Annotated in this window: 29 protein-coding genes and 1 pseudogene; 15 read left to right on the plus strand and 15 right to left on the minus strand. The window is 67.0% G+C overall.

What is annotated here, in order from left to right; all coding sequences use genetic code 11:
• Nucleotides 1-15: 15 nt before the first annotated feature.
• From ACZ5BU_RS21595 to ACZ5BU_RS21605, 3 genes and pseudogenes are all read right to left on the minus strand, one after another.
• On the minus strand, nt 16-438 hold the full coding sequence (locus tag ACZ5BU_RS21595; RefSeq protein WP_465702670.1) for an MBL fold metallo-hydrolase RNA specificity domain-containing protein: 423 nt from the start codon (nt 436-438) through the stop codon (nt 16-18).
• Nucleotides 333-1,379 (minus strand): annotated as a pseudogene (locus tag ACZ5BU_RS21600) (MBL fold metallo-hydrolase); the annotation flags it as partial. The pseudogene ACZ5BU_RS21600 and the gene ACZ5BU_RS21595, both read right to left, overlap by 106 nt.
• A complete protein-coding gene (locus ACZ5BU_RS21605) occupies nt 1,376-1,534 on the minus strand; it encodes a hypothetical protein (protein ID WP_465701401.1) in 159 nt (52 codons plus the stop codon). The pseudogene ACZ5BU_RS21600 and the gene ACZ5BU_RS21605, both read right to left, overlap by 4 nt.
• Nucleotides 1,535-1,695: 161 nt before the next feature.
• On the opposite strand from ACZ5BU_RS21605, the gene ACZ5BU_RS21610 reads away from it, so the two are divergent.
• Complete coding sequence (locus tag ACZ5BU_RS21610; protein WP_465701403.1) at nt 1,696-2,391, plus strand: CBS domain-containing protein; 696 nt, start codon at nt 1,696-1,698, stop codon at nt 2,389-2,391.
• A 129-nt stretch (nt 2,392-2,520) separates the two neighbouring features.
• On the opposite strand, the gene ACZ5BU_RS21615 is transcribed toward ACZ5BU_RS21610, so the two are convergent.
• Genes ACZ5BU_RS21615 through ACZ5BU_RS21630 form a run of 4 tightly spaced genes read right to left on the minus strand, consistent with a single transcriptional unit; the run spans nt 2,521 to nt 5,350 of the window.
• Complete coding sequence (locus ACZ5BU_RS21615) at nt 2,521-3,012, minus strand: nitroreductase/quinone reductase family protein (RefSeq protein WP_465701405.1); 492 nt, start codon at nt 3,010-3,012, stop codon at nt 2,521-2,523.
• 17 nt (nt 3,013-3,029) lie between these two features.
• Nucleotides 3,030-3,851 (minus strand): FAD/NAD(P)-binding protein, encoded by an 822-nt coding sequence (locus ACZ5BU_RS21620; RefSeq protein ID WP_465701407.1) that lies wholly within the window; start codon nt 3,849-3,851, stop codon nt 3,030-3,032.
• Nucleotides 3,844-4,284 (minus strand): cyclic nucleotide-binding domain-containing protein, encoded by a 441-nt coding sequence (locus ACZ5BU_RS21625; protein WP_465701409.1) that lies wholly within the window; start codon nt 4,282-4,284, stop codon nt 3,844-3,846. Before ACZ5BU_RS21625 ends, ACZ5BU_RS21620 begins: the two co-directional genes overlap by 8 nt.
• The gene (locus tag ACZ5BU_RS21630; RefSeq protein WP_465701411.1) at nt 4,277-5,350 is read right to left on the minus strand and encodes a 4Fe-4S dicluster domain-containing protein; all 1,074 of its coding nucleotides are present in this window, start codon (nt 5,348-5,350) and stop codon (nt 4,277-4,279) included. Before ACZ5BU_RS21630 ends, ACZ5BU_RS21625 begins: the two co-directional genes overlap by 8 nt.
• 107 nt (nt 5,351-5,457) lie before the next feature.
• Between ACZ5BU_RS21630 and ACZ5BU_RS21635 the strand changes: the two genes are divergently transcribed.
• The 8 genes from ACZ5BU_RS21635 (at nt 5,458) to ACZ5BU_RS21670 (ending at nt 11,642) form a co-directional block, all read left to right on the plus strand.
• Nucleotides 5,458-6,207, plus strand: coding sequence for an NADH-quinone oxidoreductase subunit B family protein (locus tag ACZ5BU_RS21635; RefSeq protein ID WP_465701413.1), 750 nt, complete (start codon nt 5,458-5,460; stop codon nt 6,205-6,207).
• Nucleotides 6,204-7,499: a Ni/Fe hydrogenase subunit alpha gene (locus ACZ5BU_RS21640; RefSeq protein WP_465701415.1), complete on the plus strand. Its 1,296-nt coding sequence runs from the start codon at nt 6,204-6,206 to the stop codon at nt 7,497-7,499. Before ACZ5BU_RS21635 ends, ACZ5BU_RS21640 begins: the two co-directional genes overlap by 4 nt.
• Entirely contained in the window at nt 7,496-8,026 is a 531-nt protein-coding gene (locus ACZ5BU_RS21645) for a hydrogenase maturation protease (protein ID WP_465701417.1), read from the plus strand. Before ACZ5BU_RS21640 ends, ACZ5BU_RS21645 begins: the two co-directional genes overlap by 4 nt.
• A gap of 9 nt (nt 8,027-8,035) precedes the next feature.
• Nucleotides 8,036-9,118 (plus strand): site-2 protease family protein, encoded by a 1,083-nt coding sequence (locus tag ACZ5BU_RS21650; protein WP_465701419.1) that lies wholly within the window; start codon nt 8,036-8,038, stop codon nt 9,116-9,118.
• Between the two features lie 83 nt (nt 9,119-9,201).
• Nucleotides 9,202-9,744: a pyridoxamine 5'-phosphate oxidase family protein gene (locus ACZ5BU_RS21655; RefSeq protein ID WP_465701421.1), complete on the plus strand. Its 543-nt coding sequence runs from the start codon at nt 9,202-9,204 to the stop codon at nt 9,742-9,744.
• Nucleotide 9,745: 1 nt separating this feature from the next.
• Nucleotides 9,746-9,949: a HypC/HybG/HupF family hydrogenase formation chaperone gene (locus ACZ5BU_RS21660; RefSeq protein WP_465701423.1), complete on the plus strand. Its 204-nt coding sequence runs from the start codon at nt 9,746-9,748 to the stop codon at nt 9,947-9,949.
• Entirely contained in the window at nt 9,946-10,851 is a 906-nt protein-coding gene (locus ACZ5BU_RS21665; protein WP_465701424.1) for a DMT family transporter, read from the plus strand. Before ACZ5BU_RS21660 ends, ACZ5BU_RS21665 begins: the two co-directional genes overlap by 4 nt.
• Complete coding sequence (locus ACZ5BU_RS21670) at nt 10,848-11,642, plus strand: DUF6390 family protein (protein ID WP_465701425.1); 795 nt, start codon at nt 10,848-10,850, stop codon at nt 11,640-11,642. Before ACZ5BU_RS21665 ends, ACZ5BU_RS21670 begins: the two co-directional genes overlap by 4 nt.
• On the opposite strand, the gene ACZ5BU_RS21675 is transcribed toward ACZ5BU_RS21670, so the two are convergent.
• The 3 genes from ACZ5BU_RS21675 to ACZ5BU_RS21685 are packed head-to-tail and all read right to left on the minus strand — an operon-like array spanning nt 11,560 to nt 13,574.
• The gene (locus tag ACZ5BU_RS21675) at nt 11,560-12,201 is read right to left on the minus strand and encodes a hypothetical protein (RefSeq protein ID WP_465701427.1); all 642 of its coding nucleotides are present in this window, start codon (nt 12,199-12,201) and stop codon (nt 11,560-11,562) included. The two genes, ACZ5BU_RS21670 and ACZ5BU_RS21675, sit on opposite strands and share 83 nt — an antisense overlap.
• Nucleotides 12,202-12,220: 19 nt before the next feature.
• Entirely contained in the window at nt 12,221-12,490 is a 270-nt protein-coding gene (locus ACZ5BU_RS21680; RefSeq protein WP_465701428.1) for a hypothetical protein, read from the minus strand.
• 22 nt (nt 12,491-12,512) lie between these two features.
• Complete coding sequence (locus ACZ5BU_RS21685) at nt 12,513-13,574, minus strand: BtrH N-terminal domain-containing protein (RefSeq protein ID WP_465701429.1); 1,062 nt, start codon at nt 13,572-13,574, stop codon at nt 12,513-12,515.
• Between the two features lie 346 nt (nt 13,575-13,920).
• Here ACZ5BU_RS21685 and ACZ5BU_RS21690 point away from each other — a divergent pair, with 346 nt between their 5' ends.
• Together ACZ5BU_RS21690 and ACZ5BU_RS21695 are read left to right on the plus strand one after the other, a co-directional pair.
• Nucleotides 13,921-14,403: a hypothetical protein gene (locus ACZ5BU_RS21690; RefSeq protein WP_465701431.1), complete on the plus strand. Its 483-nt coding sequence runs from the start codon at nt 13,921-13,923 to the stop codon at nt 14,401-14,403.
• Nucleotides 14,404-15,866: 1,463 nt separating this feature from the next.
• Nucleotides 15,867-17,078, plus strand: coding sequence for a hypothetical protein (locus ACZ5BU_RS21695; protein ID WP_465701432.1), 1,212 nt, complete (start codon nt 15,867-15,869; stop codon nt 17,076-17,078).
• On the opposite strand, the gene ACZ5BU_RS21700 is transcribed toward ACZ5BU_RS21695, so the two are convergent.
• Nucleotides 17,072-17,626 carry an NUDIX hydrolase gene (locus ACZ5BU_RS21700; RefSeq protein ID WP_465701433.1) on the minus strand — a complete coding sequence of 185 codons (555 nt, stop codon included), beginning with the start codon at nt 17,624-17,626 and terminating at the stop codon, nt 17,072-17,074. The genes ACZ5BU_RS21695 and ACZ5BU_RS21700 overlap by 7 nt on opposite strands.
• Before the next feature lie 318 nt (nt 17,627-17,944).
• Entirely contained in the window at nt 17,945-18,274 is a 330-nt protein-coding gene (locus ACZ5BU_RS21705) for a hypothetical protein (protein WP_465701434.1), read from the minus strand.
• Between the two features lie 212 nt (nt 18,275-18,486).
• Here ACZ5BU_RS21705 and ACZ5BU_RS21710 point away from each other — a divergent pair, with 212 nt between their 5' ends.
• The 3 genes from ACZ5BU_RS21710 to ACZ5BU_RS21720 are packed head-to-tail and all read left to right on the plus strand — an operon-like array spanning nt 18,487 to nt 20,445.
• On the plus strand, nt 18,487-18,972 hold the full coding sequence (locus tag ACZ5BU_RS21710) for a NucA/NucB deoxyribonuclease domain-containing protein (RefSeq protein ID WP_465701436.1): 486 nt from the start codon (nt 18,487-18,489) through the stop codon (nt 18,970-18,972).
• A gap of 8 nt (nt 18,973-18,980) precedes the next feature.
• Nucleotides 18,981-19,523, plus strand: coding sequence for an SMI1/KNR4 family protein (locus tag ACZ5BU_RS21715; protein ID WP_465701438.1), 543 nt, complete (start codon nt 18,981-18,983; stop codon nt 19,521-19,523).
• The gene (locus ACZ5BU_RS21720; RefSeq protein ID WP_465701440.1) at nt 19,507-20,445 is read left to right on the plus strand and encodes a hypothetical protein; all 939 of its coding nucleotides are present in this window, start codon (nt 19,507-19,509) and stop codon (nt 20,443-20,445) included. Before ACZ5BU_RS21715 ends, ACZ5BU_RS21720 begins: the two co-directional genes overlap by 17 nt.
• A 28-nt stretch (nt 20,446-20,473) precedes the next feature.
• Here ACZ5BU_RS21720 and ACZ5BU_RS21725 read toward each other — a convergent pair whose 3' ends face one another.
• Both ACZ5BU_RS21725 and ACZ5BU_RS21730 read right to left on the minus strand, forming a co-directional pair.
• Nucleotides 20,474-20,824 (minus strand): hypothetical protein, encoded by a 351-nt coding sequence (locus ACZ5BU_RS21725; RefSeq protein WP_465701442.1) that lies wholly within the window; start codon nt 20,822-20,824, stop codon nt 20,474-20,476.
• A 100-nt stretch (nt 20,825-20,924) separates the two neighbouring features.
• Nucleotides 20,925-21,272 (minus strand): hypothetical protein, encoded by a 348-nt coding sequence (locus tag ACZ5BU_RS21730; RefSeq protein WP_465701444.1) that lies wholly within the window; start codon nt 21,270-21,272, stop codon nt 20,925-20,927.
• Nucleotides 21,273-21,839: 567 nt separating this feature from the next.
• On the opposite strand from ACZ5BU_RS21730, the gene ACZ5BU_RS21735 reads away from it, so the two are divergent.
• Nucleotides 21,840-22,307, plus strand: coding sequence for a hypothetical protein (locus ACZ5BU_RS21735; protein ID WP_465701446.1), 468 nt, complete (start codon nt 21,840-21,842; stop codon nt 22,305-22,307).
• Between the two features lie 16 nt (nt 22,308-22,323).
• Here ACZ5BU_RS21735 and ACZ5BU_RS21740 read toward each other — a convergent pair whose 3' ends face one another.
• Nucleotides 22,324-23,496, minus strand: a complete 1,173-nt coding sequence (locus tag ACZ5BU_RS21740; RefSeq protein ID WP_465701448.1) for an epoxide hydrolase family protein — start codon at nt 23,494-23,496, stop codon at nt 22,324-22,326.
• Nucleotides 23,497-23,579 lie beyond the last annotated feature (83 nt).

Below are 23,579 nucleotides of genomic sequence, written 5' to 3' on the forward strand. Positions count from 1 at the left end.
TTCGTCAGTGCCAACTCACAGACGTACGCGTTCGAGATGGGCTGGGGTGGCCGCGGTCCAGTCGAGTTCGTCGTGGATCCTCCGGGCGAGTTCGGCGCGGGCGTGGTCTTCGCCGTGTACGACGTAGACGGTCTCGGGGGCGCGTGGTGCCGAGGACAGCCAGGCGAGCAGTTCGTCGGAGTCCGCATGGGCGGAGAACTCGGACAGGCCGACGACTTGGGCTCGGACCGGGATGTAGCGGCCGTGGATCTTGAGCGCCGGGAGCCATCGAGCAGCGCGCGGCCGCGGGTGCCGGGGACCTGGAAGCCGGGGAGGATGACGGTGTTGCGCTTGCCGGGCAGGAGCCGGGCGAGGTGGTAGAGGACGCGGCCGCCGGTGGCCATGCCGGACGCGGAGATCACAATGGACGGGCGACCGGGGTCGCTGATCCGCATCGATTCCTCGACGGAGTGGACCAGGCGCAGGGTGCCGGGATCGAACGGGTCCGGGCCGCCGAGGATCTCGGGGCGGAGCTCGGGCGACTTGTTGGTGACGGCGGCGCGGTAGACGTTCAGCGCGGCCAGCGCCATCGGGCTGTTGACGTACACGGGCAGGTGCGGGATCAGCCCGTCCCGCATCAGACCGGTGAGCTCGTGCAGGAGGACCGCCGTACGGTCGATCGCGAACGCCGGCATGAGAACGACGCCGCCGCGGGCTGCTGTCGTGCTGATCAGCCGGGCGAGCTGGGCGTGGTCGAGTGGCTGGTGGTGGCGGTCGCCGTACGTCGACTCGACCAGGGCTGTGTCGACGGCCGGCGGAGCCTCTGGCGGGAGGAGCAGCGGGTGTTCCTGCCGGCCGAGATCGCCGCTGACCAGGAGACGTCGTCCGTCGAATTCGAGTACTGCGAACGCGGAACCGAGGATGTGTCCGGCCCGGTGGAGTGTCACGGTGGTGTCGTCGAGTTGGACGCGGCCGTCGGCGGGGCGGAACAAGCGGATCGCGCGTTCGGCGTCTTCGGTGTCGAACAGGGGCTGCGGCGGATCGTGCCGGGAATAGCCGCCGGCACGGGCGTGCTGGGCGTCCTCGACCTGGAGGTGGGCGGCGTCTCGGAGCACGATGGCTGCGACTTCCGCCGTACCTGGGCTGCAGATCACCGGTCCGTGAAAGCCCTGCCGGACCAGGCTGGGCAGGTAGCCGCAGTGGTCGAGATGCGCGTGGGTCAGGACAACGGCGTCCAACGTCGCCGGGTCGATCGGGAACGGGTCCCAGTTACGCCGGCGCCACTGAGCCTCGCCTTGGAACATGCCGCAGTCGAGCAGGATCCGCTGCCGGTCGTGTTCGAGCAGGAACTTGCTGCCGGTGACCGTCCCGGCGGCGCCCAGGAAGGTGAGCGTGCTCATCGGGCGTCTTCGAGCTCAAGGCGCAATGCTGCCTGCTGCTGCGCCTCGGCCAGTCGGCGTTCGTCGAGGTACCAGTCGTCCGACGTCCTGGTGTTCGCGATGTCGTCGAGCTGGCCTTCCCAGCGTTCGACCTCCTGCTGCAGCGGAGTGGTCATGGCAGGCTCCTTCGGTTCGTCTTCAGAATCGCCGACGAAGCTTGCAGACGCTGCGGACAAGAGTCCCGACCTGAGGGACCTTCGGTCCTCCGATTCGAGGACTCAGGCCCTGTCCGGCCGATCTCGCCTGCGGTTCGGTAGAGGTGAGAAGGAGGGCCCAGATGAGGCATCCGCTGAAGGTTTCGGACGTGATGACGCGGGACGTGGTCACCGTGACTGAGGACACGCCGTACAAGGACATCGTCTCCGTGCTCGCGACTCATCACATCACCGCGGTCCCGGTGGTGAACGGGTACGGCGGCATCGGTGGGGTGGTGTCGGAGACCGATCTGATCCGGAAGGAAGAGTTCCAGCGCCGGCGCTCGACGAGGTTGCGGGGGCGTACGGCGCGGACCAAGGCGGCGGGAGTGCGGGCCGGCGACGTGATGTCGCATCCCGCGATCACCGTCGCGCAGACCGCGACGATTCCCGAGGCGGCCCGGTTGATGGCGGCCCGCGGTATCACCCGGCTGGTCGTCACCACCGATGACGACGAGGAACTCGCGGGAATCGTCACCAGGTCGGATCTGCTGAAAGCGTTCCTGGAACCGGACGACCGGATCCTGCAGCGGATCCGGCGAGACGTGGTCGTGCACGCGCTCTGGGACGACCCGTTCGCGATCGAGATCGGAGTACAGGACGGTGTCGTGACGCTGACCGGCGAGGTCGACCACCGCAGTACAGCGGATGTCGCCGGAAAGCTGACCCAGGACGTGGACGGCGTCGTTGCCGTCGACAACCGCTTGACCTGGGTGTACGACGACATGACAGCCACACCGCACCCCCTGCCCTCCCCGGAAGTCCGCCGCCGCACCTGAAACCCACGTACGCCAGTCGGCTCCCGTCGGGAAGTGACCAGTACGCGACGGCCGCCCTTCGCCCCGCCGCCCGGCAGCCTCCGTCATCACGTGAGGGACCGGTGGCGTTCACCGACCACGTTCTTATCGCTACGAACCAGGTGTGTTCGGTCCGTGGGTGATGCGGAAGACGGGGTACTGCGGTGCGATGCGTTCGAAGTCCGTGAGGGGTGCGTGGCGGTCGATGGGGAAGTGCCCGCGGGCTCCCGGCGCGAGGTCGAGGTAGTGGCGGAGGATCGGGGCACGGGCTCCGGGGTCGATTTCTTCGAGGGTTACCTCTTCGCGGTAGCCGTGCCGGAGGACCGCTCGTCCGTCGGCGGCGCGGACGTTGTGGACCCAGTTGGTCCGGTCGCCGAGCATCGCGACCAGGTACCGCTCGTTGTGGTACTGCGTGAGAACCAGCGGGAACGAGATGACCCGGCCGCTCTTGCGACCGGTCACCTCGAGGGTGACGGCTCGCGCGGGCGCGGCGAATCCGCGCGCGTACTGGATCGCGCTGAGTCGGTTCAGCGCCCGCGCGATTCGGTTCGGTCGGCCGCCGCGGTACATCCAGCGGTCGAACTCGTGCAGCCAGCGCATCATCGATCAGCTCCCTCAGTTCACAACTCCGGCACGGCCAGTAGGGGTTCGGCGACGGTGTAGCTGACGACGGGGCCGTCGCGGCAGACCAGCAGCGGGCTGAGCTGGCAGTGCCCGCACAGGGCGATCCCGCATTTCATCGAACGTTCGAGCGACACGTGGATCCGCTCGGCAGGCACCTGTCCGCGGAGCAGTACGCGGGCGCTGAACCGCATCATCGGTTCCGGACCGCAGAGGAACGCGACGGTGCGCTCCGGATCGAGCCGCAGCCGGGCGAGCGGCTCGGTGACGAATCCGACCGTACCGTCCCAGCTCGCGGCCGGGCTGTCGACAGTGAGTTCGATGTCGAGGTCGTCGCGTGCGGCCCAGGTGTCCAGCTCTGTGCGGAACAGGAACTCGTCCGGAGTCCGCGCACCTGCGATCAGCACCACCCGGCGGTACGCCGAGCGCCGGGACAGCGCGGCCTGGACGACCGGACGCAGTGGTGCCAGTCCGACGCCGCCGGCCACGACGACCAGATCGTTGCCGACAGCACCTTCGGGTGCCCACGTCGTACCGAAGGGTCCACGGACACCGATCACTGTTCCGGGTTGCGCGTCGTGCAAGGCCCGGCTGACCGCGCCGACCGACCGGACGGTGTGGTGCAGGGTTCCGTCGTCGCCGATGCCACTGATCGAGATCGGTACCTCGCCGACGCCGTGCGCGTACAGCATGGCGAACTGCCCCGGCCGGAACGGCGCGAGCCGTTGATCGACCGGCTGCAGCCGAAGTGTTGCCGTGTCGCGGGTCTCGGCAGCGCGATCGACGACCCGGTACCGGACCGGCAGCATCGGCTCAGCCATGATCGGCGTACAGGTCCAGCAACCGCGCCCGGGTGGACTGCAGCCGATCGAGTACGACGCCCAGGAGCTGTCGCGTCAGCAGGTACCCGAGTCGAGGATCCTGGTCCGCGAGCACCCGCAACTGTTCCGCATCGAAGGCTGTCGCCTCGACGGTACCGATCGCACGGGCACCGAAGTGCCAGCGGTACGGCGGTATCAGCCAGGACCAGCCGAGCAGGTCGCCAGGACCGAGTGTCTCGACGACGACGTGACCGCGGCCAGGTACCGCGGTGTCGAGCGCGACGCGGCCGTGCCGGATCAACCAGCAAAAGCCTGCCCGGCCGCCTTCGTCGAACAGGCGCTCACCGTCGTCGTAGAACTCGTCACGAGAAGTGCGGACCACTGCCTCGCGTTCGTCGGCGGTGAGCCCGTCGAAGAGCTTTGCGTCAGGCATGAGCGGACTCCGCGAGCCGGCTGACCTCTTCGGTGAGGTCGATGCCTACCGGGCACCAGGCGATGCAGCGGCCGCAGCCGACGCAGCCGGAGCCGCCGAACTGGTCGTACCAGGTGCTGAGCTTGTGGGTGATCCACTGCCGGTAGCGGCTCTCACCAGAGGTACGGACGCTGCCGCCGTGCAGGTAGGAGAAGTCGAGTTCGAAGCAGGACGACCAGCGTTGCCAGCGTTCGGCGTGGTCGCCGGTGAGGTCGGTGACGTCCTCGGTCGTCGTACAGAAGCAGGTCGGGCAGACCATCGTGCAGTTGCCGCAGGTGAGGCACCGCTCGGCGACGTCCGCCCAGTGTGACGACTCGCGGCTGTCCACCAGCAGCGCTCGCAGGTCCACCTCCGGCATCGCACGCCCCATCCGATGAGCTGCTGCCTCAACTGCTGTGTGCGCCCCGGCTGTCTCGTCGTCGGTCGCGGCTCGGTGGACGATCCGCGTGAGTACCTCGAGCCCGGCTTCGCTGCCGGCCTCGGCGACGAAGTGATCGGCCATCTCGGTGAGAGTCAGGTCCGCGCCAGGTCCGGCCGCCGGTCCCGTGCCCATCGAGGCGCAGAAGCACACCTCACCGGGCTCCGTGCAGTTCACGGCGACGACGAACAACGCCTGGTGCCGGGCCTGGAACGACCCATCGAGATGCAGGACCTCGCGAAGCTTCCCGATCGCGGCCAGGTCGCATCCGCGGACGCCGAGCAGCGCGTACCGAGGCGTCTCCTCGTCGGCTGCGTCGAACGAGCCGTCTGCATTCGTGGACCACAGCTTGCGGTGCGCGGGGTGCAGGAAGGTCTTCCACGACTGGGGTCCGGCGGAGTGGGCGAACACGGCGTCGTCCTCGCGCCGCCGCAGCCGGTAGTACCCCGGGCCTGTCTCGACGCCCCAGCCGGCGGGCAGCTGGCCGGCGTCGGTCAGTTGGGCCAGTTCGATCGCGCTGCCCGTCTTGGTCGGTCCGATGACCTGGTACCCGTCAGCGATCAGCACCTCGACCAGCTCGGTCAGGCCGTGCACGATCACCTGGTTCATAGCGCGATCGTGCCGAGAACCGCCGTACTGGCCAAGGGCCGAAGGTCCCGGTCATCTCGGTCGGCGGTCCCTGGTGGGCAGCCTTGTCGCCTGGTGTGCTCGCAGGGATGGACACTCCGACGCTAGCGGTCTTCAAACTCGCCTCGTGTGACGGTTGCCAGCTCACCGTGCTGGACTGCGAGGACGAGCTGCTCGCGCTGGCCGGGCGCGTCCAGATCGCCCATTTCCTGGAGGCTTCCAGCGCGGTCCAGCCCGGGCCGTACGACGTGACGCTGGTCGAGGGGTCGATCACCACGCCCGCGGACGCCGAGCGGATCCGGCGGATCCGGGCCGAGTCGAAGGTGCTGGTGGCGATCGGCGCCTGCGCCACGGCGGGTGGGATCCAGGCCTTGCGGAATTTCGGGGACGTTGCCGAGTTCGCATCCGTGGTGTATGCCCGGCCGGACTACATCGAGACTCTGGCCACCTCGACGGCGATCGCCGACCACGTCCAGGTGGACTTCGAGCTGCGCGGCTGCCCGATCGATCGGCGGCAGCTGCTCGAAGTACTGACCGCGTTCCTGGCCGGCCGCAAGCCCGACCTGCCCGATACCTCGGTCTGCACCGAGTGCAAGCGTCGCGGGCTGACCTGTGTGATGGTCGCCGAGGGTACGCCGTGCCTCGGACCGGTCACGCACGCGGGGTGCGGCGCGCTGTGCCCGGCGTACCGGCGGGGATGCTTCGGCTGCTTCGGGCCGATGACGAAGCCGAACGTGGCCGCGCTGATTCCGCGGTTGCGAGCGGCAGGGATGTCGGACGGTGAGGTGGACCGGGTGTTCCTCACGTTCAACGCAGCGTCCGGAGGTTGGTCGTCGTGAGTCATCGTGCACGGCAGCTCAAGGTCAGCTCACTCGCCAGGGTCGAGGGGGAGGGCGCGCTGCACGTCATCGTCCGAGACGGTGAGGTGGAGCGCGCGGACCTGCAGATCTACGAGCCGCCGCGATTCTTCGAGGCGCTGTTGCGCGGCCGGGGCTACACCGAGCCGCCGGACATCACCGCGCGGATCTGCGGCATCTGCCCGGTCGCGTACCAGACGAGTGCGTGCAACGCGATCGAGGACGCTTGCGGTGTGCGGATCGGCGGCGCGATCCGGGAGCTGCGGCGGTTGCTGTACTGCGGTGAGTGGATCTCGAGCCATACGCTGCACGTCTACCTGCTGCACGCACCGGACTTCCTCGGCTACCCGGACGCGATCGCGCTGGCGGCCGATCATCGGGAGATCGTCGAGCGCGGGCTGATGCTGAAGAAGGCCGGCAACGCGATCCTGGAGCTGGTCGGCGGCCGGGCGATCCACCCGATCAACGTCCGCGTCGGTGGGTTCTATGCGGCGCCGAGCCGCGCCCAGCTCGACCGGTTGGCCGAGCAGTTGCGTCCGGCACTGGACGCTGCGATTGCAACGGTGCACTGGGTGGCCGGCTTCGACTTCCCCGACGTGGAACTGGATCACGAGCTGCTCGCGGTGTACGACCCGGCGCGCTACGCGATCGAGGGCGGTACGACGTTGCGCCGAAGCGCGGGCCCTTCCTTCGAGGTCGATGCCTTCAGCAACCATGTCGTCGAGGAGCACGTGCCGCACTCGACCGCCCTGCACGCCAGTCTCGACGGCGGCCGCTATCTCACCGGACCGCTGGCGCGCTACACGCTCAACCATTCCCAGCTGTCGCCGCTGGCGCTCGGGCTCGCGGTCGAGGTGGGGCTCGGGAGCGAGTGCCGCAACCCGTTCCGGAGCATCGTGGTCCGCGCGATCGAGACCGTGTACGCCGTCGAGGAGGCGCTGCGGCTGATCGAGTCATACGAGCCGCCGGAGCCGTCGTACGTCGCCGTACCGGCTCAGGACGGAGTAGGGCACGGGGTCAGCGAGGCGCCGCGGGGGTTGCTGTACCACCGGTACGGAATCGGGGACGACGGGCTGGTCCGGTCGGCGACGATCGTGCCGCCGACTGCGCAGAACCAGGCGGCGATCGAGGACGACCTGCGCCGGGTGGTGTCGGCCAACCTGCAGCTCGGCGATGAGCGGCTGACCGGATTGTGCGAGCAGACGATCCGGAACTACGACCCGTGTATCTCCTGTTCGACACACTTCCTCGACCTCACCGTGGAGCGGCAGTGACGAGGGCCGTGGTGATCGGCGTCGGCAACGAGTACCGCCGCGACGACGGCATCGGCCCCGCATTGATCACCGCCCTCGAAGACCACTGGCTCCCCGCGGTCAAGCTGCTCGTCTCCGACGGCGAACCCGCACGACTGCTCGACGACTGGGCCGGCGTACCCCTCGCAGTCATCGTTGACGCGGTCTTGTGCGATCCGTCGACACCTGGCGAGTTCTACCGCACCGAAGTACCCCTCGACAGGCCCCTCCACCAGCACCCGGCGCCCGACGACGCCGAGCCGCATACGCACTCAGCCGGCTCGCACAGTCTTGGCATCCCTGACGCACTTCGTCTCGCACAGGTCTTGGACCGTCTCCCGCAGCGCCTCGTCGTCTACGCAGTGGAGGCAGAGGATGTCTCGTTCGGCACCAACCTCTCGGCCCCTGTCGCCACGGCCTTACCCAGACTCGTCGACGCCGTACTGAGCGAACTCGCCCTGAACGACCCGGCTTGTCCATCCGGCTCTCGGCGGGCATCGTCTGAGTAGGGGGTGGCAATGAACGAGACGGTCCGGTTCGGCCGGATCGCCGGCATTCCGGTCGGCGCGCACTGGTCGGTGCTGCTGATGGTGGTCATCGTCAGCAACATCCTGGCCTCGACCGCGCTGCCCGAGCTCGTCCCAGGCCGTTCCGCCGTGGCGTACTGGTCGACGGCGGTGCTGGTCGCGATGGTGTTCGTCGCATCGCTACTCGCCCATGAGCTCGCGCACGCGCTGGTCGCGCTCCGATATCGCCTGCCGGTGCAGCGCATCACGCTGTGGATGCTCGGTGGAGTCAGCGTGCTGGGAGGCGACCCGGCCACGCCGCGAGCAGCATTTCTGATCGCGGCCGCGGGTCCGGCCACCAGCTTCGGCCTCGGGCTGCTGGGTGGCGGCGCGGGCCTGTTGCTGCGAGCCGCTGGTGCTCCGGACCTCGTCGAATCCTCGGTGTGGTGGCTCGCGGTCATGAACGTCGCTCTCGGTGTGTTCAACCTGCTGCCCGGCGTTCCGCTGGACGGCGGGCGGGTACTGCGTGCCCTGCTCTGGCATTGGTCCGGCGATGCCGATCGGGCCACGGTGCGCGCATCGTTCGCCGGCCGGGTGGTCGGCGGAGTCGTGGGCGCGGCCGGTGTCCTGCAGCTGGTCAACGGCGACGCCGGAGGGTTCTGGCTGATCGCTGTCGGCTATGTGATCGTGCTCGCCGCAGTCGGTGAGGGCAGACAAGCCAAAGCGCATGGCACGACCGCAGCTCAACTCGTGCGACCCGCAGAGCTCACCGGGAGTCGGTCGACTCCGATCGATCAGTTCGTCACCCTTGCGCTGGGCGCGCAGCAGCTCGTCTTCCCGATCGTCGGTCCGGATGATGCTCCGACCGGAGTCGTGAGCATGGCCCGGATAGCGTCCGTACCGGCCGACGTACGGTCGACCACCACGCTCGGCGACATCCAGATCCCGTTGGAGCAGGTCCCGGTCGTCACCCCGCGAACGCCTCTCGCCGAACTCCGGCGGCTGCTCCGCACCGCTGACCAGATCGCCCTCGTGGTGGACGGCGCACGACTCGTCGGCATCATCACCGGCTACGACGTGGCCGGAGCGAGCTAGGCCGGGCCGGGAAGGGACTTTCGGCCCTGCCCGCGATGTGGGGCGAGCTGTTTGACTCTGGGCATCGACGAAGAGGGTGGCCGATGACGATGGACAGCGAGCGGCTAGCGGCGACGGTGACGACCGACAGCAGTACGGATGGCGTGAAGGGCCCGGAGCTGACGGGTGAAGAGGTCTGGCAGGCGATCGCGAAGCGGTCGTTCGCCGTACTGAGTTACGTCACCCCGACCGGGCAGCCGCGATCGAGCGGTGTTGTGTACGTGGCCGGCCCGCGCCGGTTGTACGTCGCGGTCGCCCCGGACAGCTGGAAGGCCCTGCACATCCCGGCGACCGATCAGGTCGCTGTGACCGTGCCGGTACGTCGCGGCGGCCTGCTGTCGTTGCTGCTGCCGATTCCGCCGGCGACGATCAGCTTCCACGCGCGGGCCGTCGTGCATCCGGTCGGTGCGCCGGCGCTGGGATCGCTGTCGACGGAGCTGGCCAGGCTGGTGCCGGCCGAGCGCCTGTCGAATTGCCGGATCGTCGAGATCTTCCCGGAGGACCACTTCCTCACCTACGGCATCGGTACCTCTCTTCTCCGGATGCGAGACCCGCGTGCCTCCCGCGCCCGCGTCGAGGTTCCCTGACATGTGTATCGGGATCGTGGGCCGGGTGCTCGATCTCGACGCGGATGCTCCGCCGGCGGCGCCGACCGGCACGGTACAGACCTCAGAGGGTCCCCGCCAGGTCTGTTTCGCGTTTCTGCCCGACGCGTTGGTGGGAGACGTCGTGCTGGTGCATGCCGGGTACGCGATCAATCGGGCCGAAGACAGCGATGAGGGGGAGCGATGACAGGATCCAGGGCCCAGGGACTCGCGCTCGCGTTCGGGACGGCTGTGATCAGCGGGGTGTCCGTGTTCGTCAATTCGTACGGCGTCCGCGTGGTGCGGGATGCGACCGTCTACACGACCGCCAAGAACTTGGTCGCCGCCGTCGTACTGCTCGTTGTGCTGGTCGGCTCCCGTAGGTTCGGGCCTGCTGTCCAGCTGTCCCGGCGACGGTGGATCGGCCTGCTCTCCATCGCTGTCGTCGGCGGGTCGGTGCCGTTCGTGTTGTTCTTCAGCGGTCTCGCGCGGGCGTCGTCGACGCATGCGGCGTTTGTGCACAAGACCCTGGTGGTATGGGTGGCGTTGCTTGCCGTACCTCTTCTGGGTGAGCGGCTCGGGCTCTTGCACTACGCCGCGATCGGCTTCCTGATCGTCGGTCAGGCGGTGCTCGGCGGCGGGTTGGCCGGGTTCCGCTTCGGCAGCGGCGAGCTGATGATCCTGGGCGCAACGTTGCTGTGGGCAATTGAAGTGATCGTCGTGAAGAAGCTGGTCGGCGCGGTTCCGCCGGATGTGCTTGCGGTCGCGCGGATGGGCCTCGGCGTTGTGCTGCTTGTCGGCTGGGTAGCGGTCAGCGGTCACTGGTCGGCGCTGATCGGGCTGACGGCGGAGGGCTGGCGATGGGCTTTGCTCACCGGGCTCCTGCTGGCCGGGTACGTCGCGACGTGGTACCGCGCTCTGGCGCTGGCCCCCGCAGTGGACGTGACCGCCGTCCTCGTGGTCGCCGTGGTCATCACCGCTGCCCTCGACGCGATCGTGAAGGGGACGGTTGTCACACCGCAGGCCGGTGTCGGCATCGCGCTGCTCGCCGCAGGCGCTGGGCTCGTCACAGTTGCGCGATCACGCCGTACGCCGGTTCTGGCCCGATGACAGCGGGTCCGCTGCTGTTCGCGCGGTACGCGTATCCGCCGAACGCGCTCGGCTACTGTGGTCCGGACGACTCCGGAGAGCTCCTGGAGTACGCCGGCAGCGGTGTGTCGGACCGTGGTCTGGCGGCGATCGCCCACCGCTTCCTCGGCGCGTGGCCGTATCTTTCGCTGATCGCGGCCGCGTCGGGCCGGGACCCGCTCGATCCCGAGGTAGTCGAGGCGTACTGGGTCGGCAACCGCCTGCTCGGCAAGGTGCCGGGGAGGTTGCTGGCGGCGCACCTGAGCGACCGCTTCGACCGACGGGATCACGTGCTCCGCGATCCGGTCCGGTTGGCCTTGCTCGGTGGTCGGCCGCACCACAACTTCCACGTGTTCGCCGTCTACCCGTGGACCGGATTGCTGCGGGCCGGTCCGGCGGCGGAGCCGTTGCGGGTGCTGGACAGTTGCCGGATCTCCTGGGGCACTGTCATTGCGGTTGACGGCGAGGCGGCCGATGTCCGTACGCAGCCCCTGCACTACGACAACGGCAGGCTCCGGCTCGGTGAACCCGTCGTACGGCGGATGCTCGCAGGTTCACGTGGTTATCGATTGGCGCGCGGTGGACGGCCCGGTGATGTGGTCTCGCTGCACTGGAACTGGATCTGCGACATCCTGTCCGATGCCCAGGTTGCCGAGCTGAGCAAGGCCACGACGCAGGTGCTGAGGCTGGTCAATCGTGGACTCGGCCGTCCAACCGTCGGCGCCGCACTCGAGCCGGTGACGAGACCCGCCCTGGGGCTTCAGGCGCGGTGAGGCCGACCGGTCGCCACCAGGTGTCGTTGGCAGCAGGCAGGACGGGAGGCAACAGGTGCGGGTCGGCGAGCAGTTGGTCGCGGTGTAGACCGGGTACCACGTGATAGCGGATCGAGCCCCGTACGCTCACCAGTTCGAGCACCCGCCACAGCGCGCGGGCGTACGCCGTTGCGGCGTCAGGGCCGTCCCATTCGTACACACCGCGGTAGACCCCGTAGGCGTCGTTCGCGAGCCACAGCTTCGAGACGAAGCCGGGAAAGCCGACGAACAGGGGAGTGTTGAGTAGTGACTCCCACCGGAAGAGTGCGTGCCCCCGGCCGTGTACTCCGTACAGCCGGAACGCGACAACCAACACGCAGGGCTCCGTGACGGCCGCTCGATCGACCACGGTCTCGCGGTACACCCGGCCCTCGGTGCCGTCGGCGAACCGGAGGTGGTTGCCGACGTTTCCTTGCCGGTGGTGGATACGTCGTTGCGTGAGGAGGCGCGCTGTGGTGGCGACGCTCCGCGCGACCGCAGCGAATGCGACGGCTTTGGGTAGTGGGGTTTGTTCGCTCATGATCAGCTCTGCTTCGGTGTCAGGTCACGTCGCGGCGGACGGCGAGGGTGGTCCCGTTGACGGCACCGATCAGCGTTCGTGGAAGGCCGTTGGCGGTGAGGGAGACATCGATGTTCTTCGCCGACAGCCAGGGCAGGGCCAGTGCGATCGTCGCGAGCACGCTGACACAGCCGAAACCGATACCTGCGATGGCGTAGGCGATCAGCTTGGCCACGACCACGCGGCCTCGGCGAGGGGTGGCGAGGAACGTGGGTGTGACGGTCTCGTGGCGGTACTCGCCGGTCATCATTCGTCTCCACTGGGCGCCTCCTTCAGGCCTGGTTCGCGGTCAGCGCCTTCAGCCGCTGCCAGAGGATCTGTTCGCGGTCGGCTATCTCGTGCATCGGTGTGACCGCAGAACCGAGGAAGTCAGCAGGATTGCCCAGTTCGGCCGCGGCGGCGAAGGTGGCGGCGACGTCTTCCCAGCGGTCGCCGATCGCGTGCAGTTCGTTGCCCAGCTCGGTGTACCTGTCTTCGCCGGTGATGATCGCGGCTTCGTCGAGGAAGCGTGCGTACAGGTACCGGAAGATGCCGCCGCCGGTACCGCCGCGAGCGTCGATCATGAGGGCGGTGTTGAAGCAGGTACGGCGGAGGGCCTCGACGTCGAGCAGCTCCGGCCATCGCATGGTCTCCCGGATCGCCTTCCGGATCCCGCGTACACCGAGGTTGTTGATCGGTGGGGCCAGCATGCCGTCACACACCTCGGTGATCGCGGCGCACACGTCGGCCGGGCGAGGTTCGCGTGCCCTGCTGAAGTCGAACGTGTACCAGGTGTGCCGTGGCGGGAACGGCCGGTACGTCGATCCCCGCGCCTCTTCCAGTACGTCCCAGTCGACCGGATGGAGTTCCTGGTCCCGGTCCGCGACCAGGACCTGCCCGGTCTGCGGCTCGTAGCCGGCCACGACGACCACATGACCGCCGAAGTGGTAGCCGGCCGGTAGGTCGAAGTACGGCAGGAATCCCATGTCGAGATACACGAGCACCGGCTCGCCTTCCTGGAGAAGTTGCCGGAGCTCGGCTTGCGCGACGCGGGCGCTGGAGGTGGCATGCGATTCGACCGCGACGCCCGTACGTCGGCCGGCTGTCTTCTCCAGCCCTTCCACCCGGGCGCTCGCGTTGTTGGCGCGACCGCCGTAGAAGGGATCGGTGTCCTTGAAGTGGAAGTACACGAACCCCAGCCCCGCACCCAGGCCGAACAGGAGTTCCTCGCTGATGCGGTAGCCGTGGAAGTCGTAGACGTGCTTCAGCGAGCCGGTGACACAATGGTGCGTCGGATAACTACCGACCTGAGGGAACGGTCGAAGAATTGCAGGCCCACCGATCGTCGTCGCCATCCCGGTCCCTCCTGATCAACCGATTCTCACCATCGAGCTTGATCCAACAGACCACGCGGCCACAGAGCCGAAAGTCCCGTCAGCACCCGGCCGGTTACGTGGGAACCAACTCGACGACCGCGGCGGCGGTTCGCTCCACCGTGCTGGATGACAGGAGGACCTCTCACTGGCTCACCCACGCGACCCGTGACCTCGCGACGGCGGTAGGCCCGGCCATCAGCGGTTTGGATCAATCTGGACCGCGTTGGTCGGGGCCCGCCCGGCGCTGCTATCGGACGAATGCGGTCGGCTTCTACCGCAGCCAGCGCATGCTCGCCCACGACCCCTTCCAGGTAGGGTTCATCGGGTGATGGGGCAGCAGCTGAGCCAGCAAGTCGAAGCCGGTTATCACCAGTTCTGTCTGGCACCGCCCGGCTTCGATCCGGTCGTCGACCCGGCTGAAGCCGGCCCCCTGCTCGCACTCGATCGGAAAGGGCCAGCCGTCGTCGTCACTACCGGGTGCGCTCCGGGACCCGTCAACGTCACCGTTCGCATCACGCAGGATCCACCACCAAGCCTGGAAACGGCAGTTGCTGGCTGGGAGATCGGTGAGCGGATCGCTATTGACGTCACCTCGGATCTCTACCTCCTGTCCATGACGCCGGAAGGCGGCGGCGCTCTCGCCTATACCGCCGAATCCCCAGGGCTTCACCTCGTCCGGGTTCTCGCACGAGGCCGTCCAGCTCACTACGACGCAATCGTCGACGAGGCGACCGAGGACTACGACATCACCATCACACCCATCACCATCGACCCCGGCCGGCAGACGACCGGCGGCGACAGCCTGTAGCAGGCGCGCTGACCTCGTCGCAGCTGCGGCAGCGGTACTCCGCGATCAGCGGGAGGCCTGTGGCCTTGTACGGGCGTCCGACTGTTCGGCGGTAGCCGAGTGGCCGGACGCTCCCGCACAGCGGGCAGCGCAGTTCACTGACCGGCTCGGGTACCGGACCTAACACAAGCCCGCGCAGGCCTCCTCGACGTCGGCACAGGTCAGCTCGTCTGTGGCGGGCGGTTGTTCGCCGGTCACCGCGAAGCCTCGAGCGTGGCTGGCGCCGACTCGCAGTTGGTCTGCCAGCAGACCCACCCTGCGCCGTAGGCGGTCGTGGCCCACTGCCACCCTGGCGGTGAGCTGGTCGGTGACGAGTGCCGGCAGTTACTGCGGATCGGTGTCGCGTGCGAACTGGGCGAGCTGGACGGTGAGGAGTTTGCGGTCGCCGCTGTTCAGACAGGCGAACGCGTAGACGGTGCGCGGTTGGCACCGGCCGCAGCTGCTACAACGGCCAGTGCTCGGGGTGGTGGCACGAGGGATCCATGGACGAGGACGAGAAGCGCGAGTACTTCGCGTGCGACGAGTGCGGCGGCGACACCCGCAGCTCGTACGGCTGCTACTACGGGCAAGACCCCGTACAGCTGAGGGTGGTAGACGAGTGAGAACGCGTAGCGCGTCCGATCGCGAGTGGCTGTCACCCGTCGCGGTGCCCGGTTCGGGCGATCCAGGAGCGGATACCGCTGATCGCGGCCAGCAGAGGTACGACGACAACCAGGCCGCTGAAGGACCGCTGCGCCCAGGTGGAGAACGACGACTCCGGCTCTGTCGACCACGAGGAGCAGAGTGCTGCGCGGCTACCGCCTGCGCCTGCCGAGTAGGCCGGATCCGGGGGCCGCAAGGTGTACGACCCTCAGGGGAAGTACGCGGACAATCGTCGCGGCGACCGAGTGAGCTACCGCAGCACCGACAGCGCCAGCATCAGCAGCCCATTGCGCGGCGGGCAGGCATGGGTAGCGCCAGCGCACGCCGCGCCGGAGACCAGGCGGATCGCTCGCTTGATGTGGCCCGACAGGTACGGGCGGACACCCCGGCGGTAAGGGCCACCATCGCCCGCCCGGACGCTGCACCGTCTGGAGCTGATCGGCCCCGATAGATCTCTGCCAGCCGGGCGCGCTGCCACTCAGGTCCTCTCTTCGAGGGGGACCGGTGTCGATGGCTCACCGTTTTACTCACCGTAATGAATGAGAGTTGGTGAGCAATTCCGGTGCGCAACGGGGACTCTCCATTGTGCAGGCACCGGATACTGCCCGACAGTCATCGGCCACGATGCGATCGCCGTCGCCAGTTTCGTCGTCGCGGCGATCCAGAGGCATGAGAGCGATCACGATGCACTAAGGCACGGCGCTCATCATCTTGGACCAAATGCTGGCAGATCGCACGTAACGCGGACCGAACTCCGGCGATATGGGGAGGGGGTGGTGGGGATGATCTGGGACGAACCGGTTAGGGCGACGTACTTCGCCGAAGGTGATCCGCACGATCCGGTCGCACCGGAGGAGCGTCCGGACCTGCGGGCTTGTCTGTTGCTCCACCTGCTATTCACACCGCGCCTGGTGATCGGTGATTCGCAGGCGCTCAACAACCCGGCCTTCCGCGCGCTGTTGACTGATGAGTCGGGTACGCCGTCGGCCGACAGCGACATCGCGCCATTGCTCGGGCGGGGCGACCTCGTCATCGCAAAGCGAGCGGGTCAGACGCTGGCCGAGGTGCGGGCCGTGCATGCGGCGGGGGATGTGGTTGGCGTACCGCCGGCCGAGTATGCCGCGTTTCTCGACGAGATTGCGGCGGAGGTGTGGGAGTGGGACCCGGCTGCGGTCGCGGCGGAGTTCAAGGCGAACTCGTTGCTGCGGCTTTCGGAGGTCGCCGCCCGGAGCCCTGATCCGCACCAGTTGGCAGCTGTGCGCAGGTGGGCGGAGGCGCGGGAGCCGCTGCTGTACAACGACCTGCGCAAGCGGCTGCGCGAGGTCGACAGGCCGACGTACGACCTGGTAGACAGACTGGTCGGTATCGAGTACCGGATGGGTCTGCCGAACGCGCTCGGGATGCCGGTCGCGGATTCAGCGACGAGCTTGAGCAGTCCGTTCGCCTATCTGTCGTTCAGCGAGCCGACCGAGATCGGGGCCGTGCGGACCTGGGTCCTGCGTCCGGAGGCGCTCGCGAAGCTGCCGGTGGCGGCCGTTATGGCGGCGGCCGAGCTGCCCGCCAGCCAGACGGTCAAGGACCAGTTGGGGAAGATCGAGGCCGGCGTCGAGCCGAACCTGAAGGTCCTGTACGCGGCCCTCGACGAGTTGGTCCGGCGGCTCGAGTCAGCGGCTTTGGAGCTGGCAGAGGGCGGAGACTTAGCTGCGTTGTACGAGCTCAGGCGCCGGCCGGCCCGGGTTCGGCTCTGGAAGGCAGTGAAGTTCACCGCCGTTTCGAGCGGGCTCTGTGTCGGCTTCGACGTTCAGTCGGGCGGCCTCCCTGGCCGGTTGTCGCTCGTTGCCCAGCTCATCACGATCGGCGCCTCGATGGCCCGCGATGTCGGCGGCGCCCGGAGGGATCGGGGTGCTGCTGACCTGGCCGACCTGGTCCAGCGTGCTGACGCCCGGCGGGACGGCGCAGGCTTGCTGAAACGAGTCGTCCTGCCGCGTCAGTGAGCCAGCCTGCACATCGTGAACGCCGCAATGCTGATCGAACACGTCAGCTCCCCGTTGGCGACCTTGCGCAGTACCTCGTCGTCGCTCAGCCAGACGGCCTCTGCCACGGACTCCATCACCTCGGCGCGTTGCTCGCCGACATTCAGATCCGGTTCGTCGATAACCACCTCGGCTACCGTCACCGCATTCTCGATCAGCCCTGTATCGGGGTAGATCTGCCCACGCTCGGTCACCTGACTACCGACGTACCCCGACTCTTCAAGCAGTTCCCGGCACGCCGCCTCCTCCAGGCTCTCCTCAACCTCCCAGCCACCTCGCGGCAGCTCAAGCGAAACCAAGCCCGGCGGATACCGATAGGCGGGCACAAACAACGTTCCCTTCGAACTCCGCGCCGCGACGACGACACCACGGGCACTCCACCGCCATCGCAGATAGTTGCCGCGATCCCCCGAGGGCCCCTCGACCTCGTCGTTGTACAACTCGCCGAACCTGTTCGAGAACACCACATTCTCCCGACGACGAACGATCGGAACCGGCTCAGGCAACATCCTCGGATCGTAGTCGTTCGCTCCGGTTGGCGCAGTACGAACGGAGCCTTGCCGTCTGTTTTGCGTGCCCTCGGATTGCGCGAGATCAGGCAGGAGCTGTGGGCCATGCCTGGCTGCCGATGAGCCTTCCTGACCTCGACGCGGAAGAGTGATTTATATGGCTAGCGCGGTGTCTACTCACTATCGGGTGCACACGCTAATGCACGAGCGGCGCGGCAGATTCTGACCGGTGTAGCGCCCCCTGAGGTTCGCTAGCTGGGCGCTCGACTTCGCCGCTGTCGAACTGCCGTCGACATCGTTGCCTCGGCAGATGTGGCGTCATCTGGTTGTCGATGGCCCTTCGGCACCCAGGATTTCTTGGAAGATGTCGGCGTTGATCAGGCGCCGGCGACTTTGGTCGAACTCGACTGCTGATGTCGGTGCGGTTCCGGCGTGCGTTCCGTGATGGGCGAGGTCGGTCCAGGAGATGCTGTCGATCTGCTCCTCAAGGTCGTGGGGAAGTGTGTAGATCTCGTACGTGTCGGGATAGTCGTCGGTCGCTGGGTCGAACGGGCTGTCGAGTAGGTACAGCTGGTTGTGCCACTTGACGACGACGGCTCTTGGGATGTCGTTGAAGTCGCGGTATCGGATGGGGAGCCATTCGGTCATTGGATTCGTCCGCTCTTGGGCACGGGGTTCGGCTGAAGCAGTCCGGAGGGGCATGGCGCGTTTCCGAGGCAAACGTTGACGTGCTGCTTGTTCATGACGCCGCTGCGGGTCAATTCTGGCGCAACTTCTACAGAGCCTCCACCTGCGCGGATCTCGCCGGCGGTTGACTTCTCCAGGGGGACGTCACTGGTGCCGCCGCGCACGATGATCACGTGGTCGGCAAGTCCGCCGACCTCCTTGGTGGCGGTCCTTCCTACGGCTCCGGCGGCTATGACGCCTCCGCCGATGCCGGTGAGGCCGACGACGTCGATGGCGGCATTGACGACAACCTGGGCGCACGCTCCCTTGGGGCTCGTGCATTGGTCAACGGCTTTGGCGATTCCGGTGCCGGCAGCAACAACGCCGGCCGTGCTTGCTACGGCTCCGTGGAATGGGGCGGCGGGTGCGCACACGACGATGGCCGCCGCCGCTCCGTCTACCAGTGCAGGAAGTGGTTCAGCTCGCCGCTGTCGGATGATTCTTGTGACGAGTACCCGTTCGCGTCGACGTACGAAGGGAGCTTCAACGACCCGGAGACCAACTACTCGGTCAGGTTTCTTGACGCGACGCAGAATTCGACCGAAGGAGGAAAACGGGGCGCTTGGTACCTCGCGGACCGCATCCTTGAGTTGGACACGTTCCGTGTCTACCCGTATTAGGAGCAGCGATGAGCATCGAGTCCGACTGGCAGGATATCGAGGCAGTGCTCGAGCAGCGCAGCCCTCGCATCCTGGCCGACCTGCGCCCACCGATCACACCTGACGAGGTCGCTAGCTGGACCGCGACCGCGGGCGAGCTGCCGCAGCCGCTGCTGGACCTGTATCGGGTTCATGCCGGCACGACGACTCGCGGATCTGGCGGCTTCTCGTTCATCGCCGAGTGGTACCCGCTGGCTGTCGAAGACGCACTTGTCCGCTACGAGTGGTGTCAGCGGCAGTCCGAGATCTGGGGGCAGCCCAGCTTCATTCCGTTCGCGTTCGACCTTTCGGGATACCACCTTGCGGTGAGTCCTGGCGGTAGCGGCGACCTTACTGTCATCCGCACCGACTCGCCGTTGGGGCCCTACGACGAATACCCGACGATCGAGACTCTGCTGACCGCAACCGTCGACGGACTTCGCGGCAACAGTCCTGACTGGCGGCCCGAATTCACCGAGAACGAGCTGTCTTGGGTCAATCTGGAGGAGGAAGCAGATGATTTGGGGCTTTAGCCGTGTGAGGTTGTGGTCGCGGCCCCAGGTCGTGGTTCCGGTCGCGGTGTTGCTCACGGCCGGCATTCTGAGCGCCAACGTACCGTCAAGCGAGGCGGCCGGACAGCGTGCCGCTGCCGCGTCATGCACCCTCAATGTGCCATCACGTGTGGCGATCTCTTCCCCGCATATGAAGCCGACATTTACGCTCGGCGCGGACTGCGCCGCCGCTGGCGTGACCCACGCGAGCTGGGAGGCCAAGCGAGCCGATGGCGTCGTGATGAAGAAGGCCTATTTCAACTTCGACCGACCGGCCTCGTGGCACGTCTACGACAACACAAGCCTGGCCCCGTGGACTTGGCAACCCACCGGAGCCACAACACCCGGCGACACCACTCTCGCCACCAGCGGGCGCACTCCGAGCGCGACCGGATCGAACCAACAGATCCAAGCCACCGTTCCCCAGAACACACCAACCACCGACATCCGCATGATGTCAAACGTGGAGGCAGTCCCGGTAAGTCAGGAAGACTGGTGCGCCGGCAATACTGCAGCTGTCTACGCACAGCGTTACGCGATCGCACCACACGGGCTGATCAACTATGGCGGCCGAACAGGCTCGATCCAGCAGCTCAACACCGGCAGTGGCGGATGGTTCGTACTCGCAAACTTCACCACGGGGAGCGACGGTCGCTGGAAGGGGTACGCGAGGCCGGCGGGAGCTGTCGGCACAAACGCTTCGATTCGGGTTGTGATTTACGACGGCCAGTACATCTTCGGCAGCATCAGTCCCACCTACTCAGGCACCATCGACCCTGGTCCCGATTGTTCCGGATCGGCCCGTATCGGCAGCGCGCAGCCCACGATTTTGGGGTTGATCGACCCGACGGTTGAAACCAGCAAGGAGAAGCCGGGACCCCTCGAGCCACCAGTTGGACGCTAGACGCCCAGAGCGTCACGGCGCGGAGCTGTTAGACCCTCCGAATTTGCAACACGCTTCTCGACACTCGGCGTGTTGAGGTCCGGCCAGCTTGGGAGCGCGGGTGTTGAGATAACGATCCAATCTCAACACCCGTGGCGTTCCGCGCACTTGCTGGTGAAGTGCGCGGTGATCGCGGTGTTTGGTCGACGTCGAGGTGATCGGTGTTGGGCCCGGTGCTGAAGTTCAGGGCGATCAGGATGTCTTTGCCGTCGCCGCCGTCGAGGAAGTTCTGGATCGCGCGGATCGCGGTCGGCATGAGGAGGTCGTTGCCGGGGCCGCCGTACATCAGCTTGCCGGATGACAGAGTGCCGCCGACCAGGACGTCGTCGCCGGCGTACATGCCGTACAGGTCGTGGGTGTCGTCGAAGATCGTGTCGTAGTCCCCGACCAGCTTGGTGCCCCCGCCGTAGAGGATGTCGTTCCCGTCGTTGCCCTCGATGTCATCGATGCCGGGGGCCGCCGTGAATGACGTCGTCGCCTTCGGTGCCGACGATCACGTGATAGCTGTAGTTCCGCCAGTCCTTGTGATGCCCGCACCGGCCGTACTGGTGCTCGGTCGGCTCCCGGTCTCGACCGTCGTCGTGCTCGTGGTTGGGGCCGCTGAGGTTCGGGGCGGGTTGAGCGTGCCGCCGGTCGGCGCGCTCGCCGCCGCCGTCGTGTTCGGCTCCGCTCGCGATCCTGTCGGTCGGCGCCTGACATCGCCGGCCTCGGTCCAGGGATTGCTTGCGGCGCCTGGCGAGCTCGGCCGATGTCACGGCGTGAATCTCGCCCTCAAGCGGAGAGAGCATGCGCTACACCTGCTGCTGGGCCAAGACCATTCGATCCTGAATGGCCCTTCTGGCCGTGCCGTGCAACTCCTGACTGTGCCGCGCGGAGGGTGGTTGCCGTGAGACGGGTTCGGTGCCCACCGATGATGCGAACCTCGATGCGCTGGTGCGCGAATCTGACGGCTACCTGGCGACCGTTCGTGAAGAGGCGTCGTGGTAGCGGCGACCCAGGCACGCCCGCGCTGTGGTCGAGGGTGCGGCAGCATCGCTCGCTGCCGACGCGGAAAACTCGCGGGACTCAACTCAGGCGCCGTCTCAATTCACGGAGATCTGACGTCACAGAACACTGTAAGAGCCAATCTCGACCAGGAGGCCCGTGACGAGACCATCCTCGCGGGAGAAAGTCCCGCATGAGCCAGGGCAAAACCCGGGTGGCCGGGAGGCCGGGCTCTTGTCCCGGGACCTGACCACGCGCGACAGTGTCGGTACTTAGTTAGCCGCACGGAGCGCTGGTCCCAAGAGGGCCCCATGATTCCGTCGCAGCTGTTCGGAGGCCCTGTCTTCGGGCCTTGTTCCTGGAGGTGCGCCTTGATCCGAATCCTCGCGCTCGGCACTGCGATCGTGTTCGCGCTGCCGTTCGCCGCTGCAGCGCCGGCGGCTGCCCAAGGTCCAGAGATCGAGCGAGGGACAGTGCACGACACATTCGACGATGATCTGTACCTCGACCTCTGCGGAATCACCACGAAGACGACAGTGACCGAGCACTGGACGCTGATGACCTATCCCGACGGATCGCAGGTGTTTCACGATGAGCGCACCTTCGTGTCTGCTGACCCGCGGCTTCCGGTGGAGAAGGGCGCCGCGACGGCGTTCTACGCCGCGGACGGTTCTTGGCGTGTCGTGGGCAAGCCGATCCAGCTGATCGCGCCCGACGGCGGCACGCTGCTCCTCGATGCCGGCTGGATCTCGTTCAACGCCAACGGCGACGTCTCGACGGTTCGCGGCCCCCACCCGTCCGTCGGCGTCGACCTGGCCGACTACTACTGCCCCCACTGAGCAGAGTGAATTGGCGTCAGGAACGGAGGGTGCGCAGACCGGTTCGGATTTCGTCGACCAGGATCTCGGGTTGCTCCAGGGCCGCGAAGTGCCCGCCCTTGTCGGCCTCGCCGTAGTGGATCAGATTGCTGTAGGTGTCTTCGATCCAGCTTCGTGGCAGGCGTGGGATGTCCCTCGGGAAGACGGTCACCGCGACCGGAAGCGTCAGCTTCGGGCCGGCGAGAGTCGCCGATTTGTTCTCCCAGTAGATCCGGCCGGACGATGCTGCGCTGTTGGTGAACCAGTAGAGGGATATCGCGTCGAGCATGTCGTCGACGCTGAGGGCGTCCTCGGCGAGCCCGTGGTTGTCGGTCTTGGACTGGAACTTCTCGTAGATCCAGGCCGCCTGACCAGCGGGAGAGTCCGCCAGGGCGAATCCGACAGTCTCCGGCTTCGTGCGCTGAAGGTGGTTCGACCCGCCGAGCTCGCCGGTGTAGAGGGCGAGGGTCTCCACGGCGTAGCGCTGTTCGGGCGACAAGGTGTCGGGTATCTGTTCGGGAAAGGCGTACTGGGTGTTCAGATGAATTCCGACAAGCCCCTCAGGCTGCATGGCTCCGAGGGCGGTGGTGACGACGGCACCCCAATCGCCGCCTTGCGCGGCCCAGCTCGTGTAGCCGAGACGCTTCATCAGCTCCGCCCACGTGCTTGCGATGCGCGATACCGTCCACCCGGTGTCCGTGGGCTTCTGGGAGAACCCGAACCCGGGGAGCGACGGGACGACGACGTCGAATGAATCGGCGGCGTCTCCTCCGAACGCAACCGGATCGGTCAGCGGGCCGATCAGCTTCAGGAACTCGACGATCGAGCCGGGCCATCCGTGCGTGAGTATCAGCGGCATCGCGTTGGGATTCCTGGACCTGACGTGGATGAAGTGGATGTCCAGTCCATCGATCTCGGTCAGGAACTGGGGGAGGCGATTCAGCTCGGACTCGAAGCGCCGCCAGTCGTAGCAGCGCTCCCAGTAGTCGACCAGAGATGTGGCGTTCTCTACGCGGACCCCTTGCGACCAGTCGCCCACCGTTTCCGGATCCGGCCAGCGAGTTCTGGCCAGTCGCTGCTTCAGGTCGTCGATCTCCGAATCCGGGATCGAGACGGTGAACGGGCGGACGAGGGCCGAGGTCGGCTGCGCCGGTGCGGTCATTGCCTTCATCTCCTGAGCTTCGAGGGGCAACTGTCCGTTGCACACTGGTGTGCAATCTACTCCATTGCACACCGATGTGCAATGATGGTGCT

The sequence above is a fragment of the Kribbella sp. NPDC031520 genome, from assembly GCF_055580825.1.

What these genes read in the sequence shown, in the direction of transcription:
- ACZ5BU_RS21605 (WP_465701401.1), bottom strand. Translation starts at nt 1,534, where the DNA reads ATGACCACTCCGCTGCAGCAGGAGGTCGAACGCTGGGAAGGCCAGCTC.
- ACZ5BU_RS21610 (WP_465701403.1), top strand. Translation starts at nt 1,696, where the DNA reads ATGAGGCATCCGCTGAAGGTTTCGGACGTGATGACGCGGGACGTGGTC.
- ACZ5BU_RS21615 (WP_465701405.1), bottom strand. Translation starts at nt 3,012, where the DNA reads ATGATGCGCTGGCTGCACGAGTTCGACCGCTGGATGTACCGCGGCGGC.
- ACZ5BU_RS21620 (WP_465701407.1), bottom strand. Translation starts at nt 3,851, where the DNA reads ATGGCTGAGCCGATGCTGCCGGTCCGGTACCGGGTCGTCGATCGCGCT.
- ACZ5BU_RS21625 (WP_465701409.1), bottom strand. Translation starts at nt 4,284, where the DNA reads ATGCCTGACGCAAAGCTCTTCGACGGGCTCACCGCCGACGAACGCGAG.
- ACZ5BU_RS21630 (WP_465701411.1), bottom strand. Translation starts at nt 5,350, where the DNA reads ATGAACCAGGTGATCGTGCACGGCCTGACCGAGCTGGTCGAGGTGCTG.
- ACZ5BU_RS21635 (WP_465701413.1), top strand. Translation starts at nt 5,458, where the DNA reads ATGGACACTCCGACGCTAGCGGTCTTCAAACTCGCCTCGTGTGACGGT.
- ACZ5BU_RS21650 (WP_465701419.1), top strand. Translation starts at nt 8,036, where the DNA reads ATGAACGAGACGGTCCGGTTCGGCCGGATCGCCGGCATTCCGGTCGGC.
- ACZ5BU_RS21655 (WP_465701421.1), top strand. Translation starts at nt 9,202, where the DNA reads ATGACGATGGACAGCGAGCGGCTAGCGGCGACGGTGACGACCGACAGC.
- ACZ5BU_RS21660 (WP_465701423.1), top strand. Translation starts at nt 9,746, where the DNA reads ATGTGTATCGGGATCGTGGGCCGGGTGCTCGATCTCGACGCGGATGCT.
- ACZ5BU_RS21665 (WP_465701424.1), top strand. Translation starts at nt 9,946, where the DNA reads ATGACAGGATCCAGGGCCCAGGGACTCGCGCTCGCGTTCGGGACGGCT.
- ACZ5BU_RS21670 (WP_465701425.1), top strand. Translation starts at nt 10,848, where the DNA reads ATGACAGCGGGTCCGCTGCTGTTCGCGCGGTACGCGTATCCGCCGAAC.
- ACZ5BU_RS21675 (WP_465701427.1), bottom strand. Translation starts at nt 12,201, where the DNA reads ATGAGCGAACAAACCCCACTACCCAAAGCCGTCGCATTCGCTGCGGTC.
- ACZ5BU_RS21680 (WP_465701428.1), bottom strand. Translation starts at nt 12,490, where the DNA reads ATGATGACCGGCGAGTACCGCCACGAGACCGTCACACCCACGTTCCTC.
- ACZ5BU_RS21685 (WP_465701429.1), bottom strand. Translation starts at nt 13,574, where the DNA reads ATGGCGACGACGATCGGTGGGCCTGCAATTCTTCGACCGTTCCCTCAG.
- ACZ5BU_RS21695 (WP_465701432.1), top strand. Translation starts at nt 15,867, where the DNA reads ATGATCTGGGACGAACCGGTTAGGGCGACGTACTTCGCCGAAGGTGAT.
- ACZ5BU_RS21700 (WP_465701433.1), bottom strand. Translation starts at nt 17,626, where the DNA reads ATGTTGCCTGAGCCGGTTCCGATCGTTCGTCGTCGGGAGAATGTGGTG.
- ACZ5BU_RS21705 (WP_465701434.1), bottom strand. Translation starts at nt 18,274, where the DNA reads ATGACCGAATGGCTCCCCATCCGATACCGCGACTTCAACGACATCCCA.
- ACZ5BU_RS21715 (WP_465701438.1), top strand. Translation starts at nt 18,981, where the DNA reads ATGAGCATCGAGTCCGACTGGCAGGATATCGAGGCAGTGCTCGAGCAG.
- ACZ5BU_RS21720 (WP_465701440.1), top strand. Translation starts at nt 19,507, where the DNA reads ATGATTTGGGGCTTTAGCCGTGTGAGGTTGTGGTCGCGGCCCCAGGTC.
- ACZ5BU_RS21725 (WP_465701442.1), bottom strand. Translation starts at nt 20,824, where the DNA reads ATGTACGCCGGCGACGACGTCCTGGTCGGCGGCACTCTGTCATCCGGC.
- ACZ5BU_RS21730 (WP_465701444.1), bottom strand. Translation starts at nt 21,272, where the DNA reads ATGCTCTCTCCGCTTGAGGGCGAGATTCACGCCGTGACATCGGCCGAG.
- ACZ5BU_RS21740 (WP_465701448.1), bottom strand. Translation starts at nt 23,496, where the DNA reads ATGAAGGCAATGACCGCACCGGCGCAGCCGACCTCGGCCCTCGTCCGC.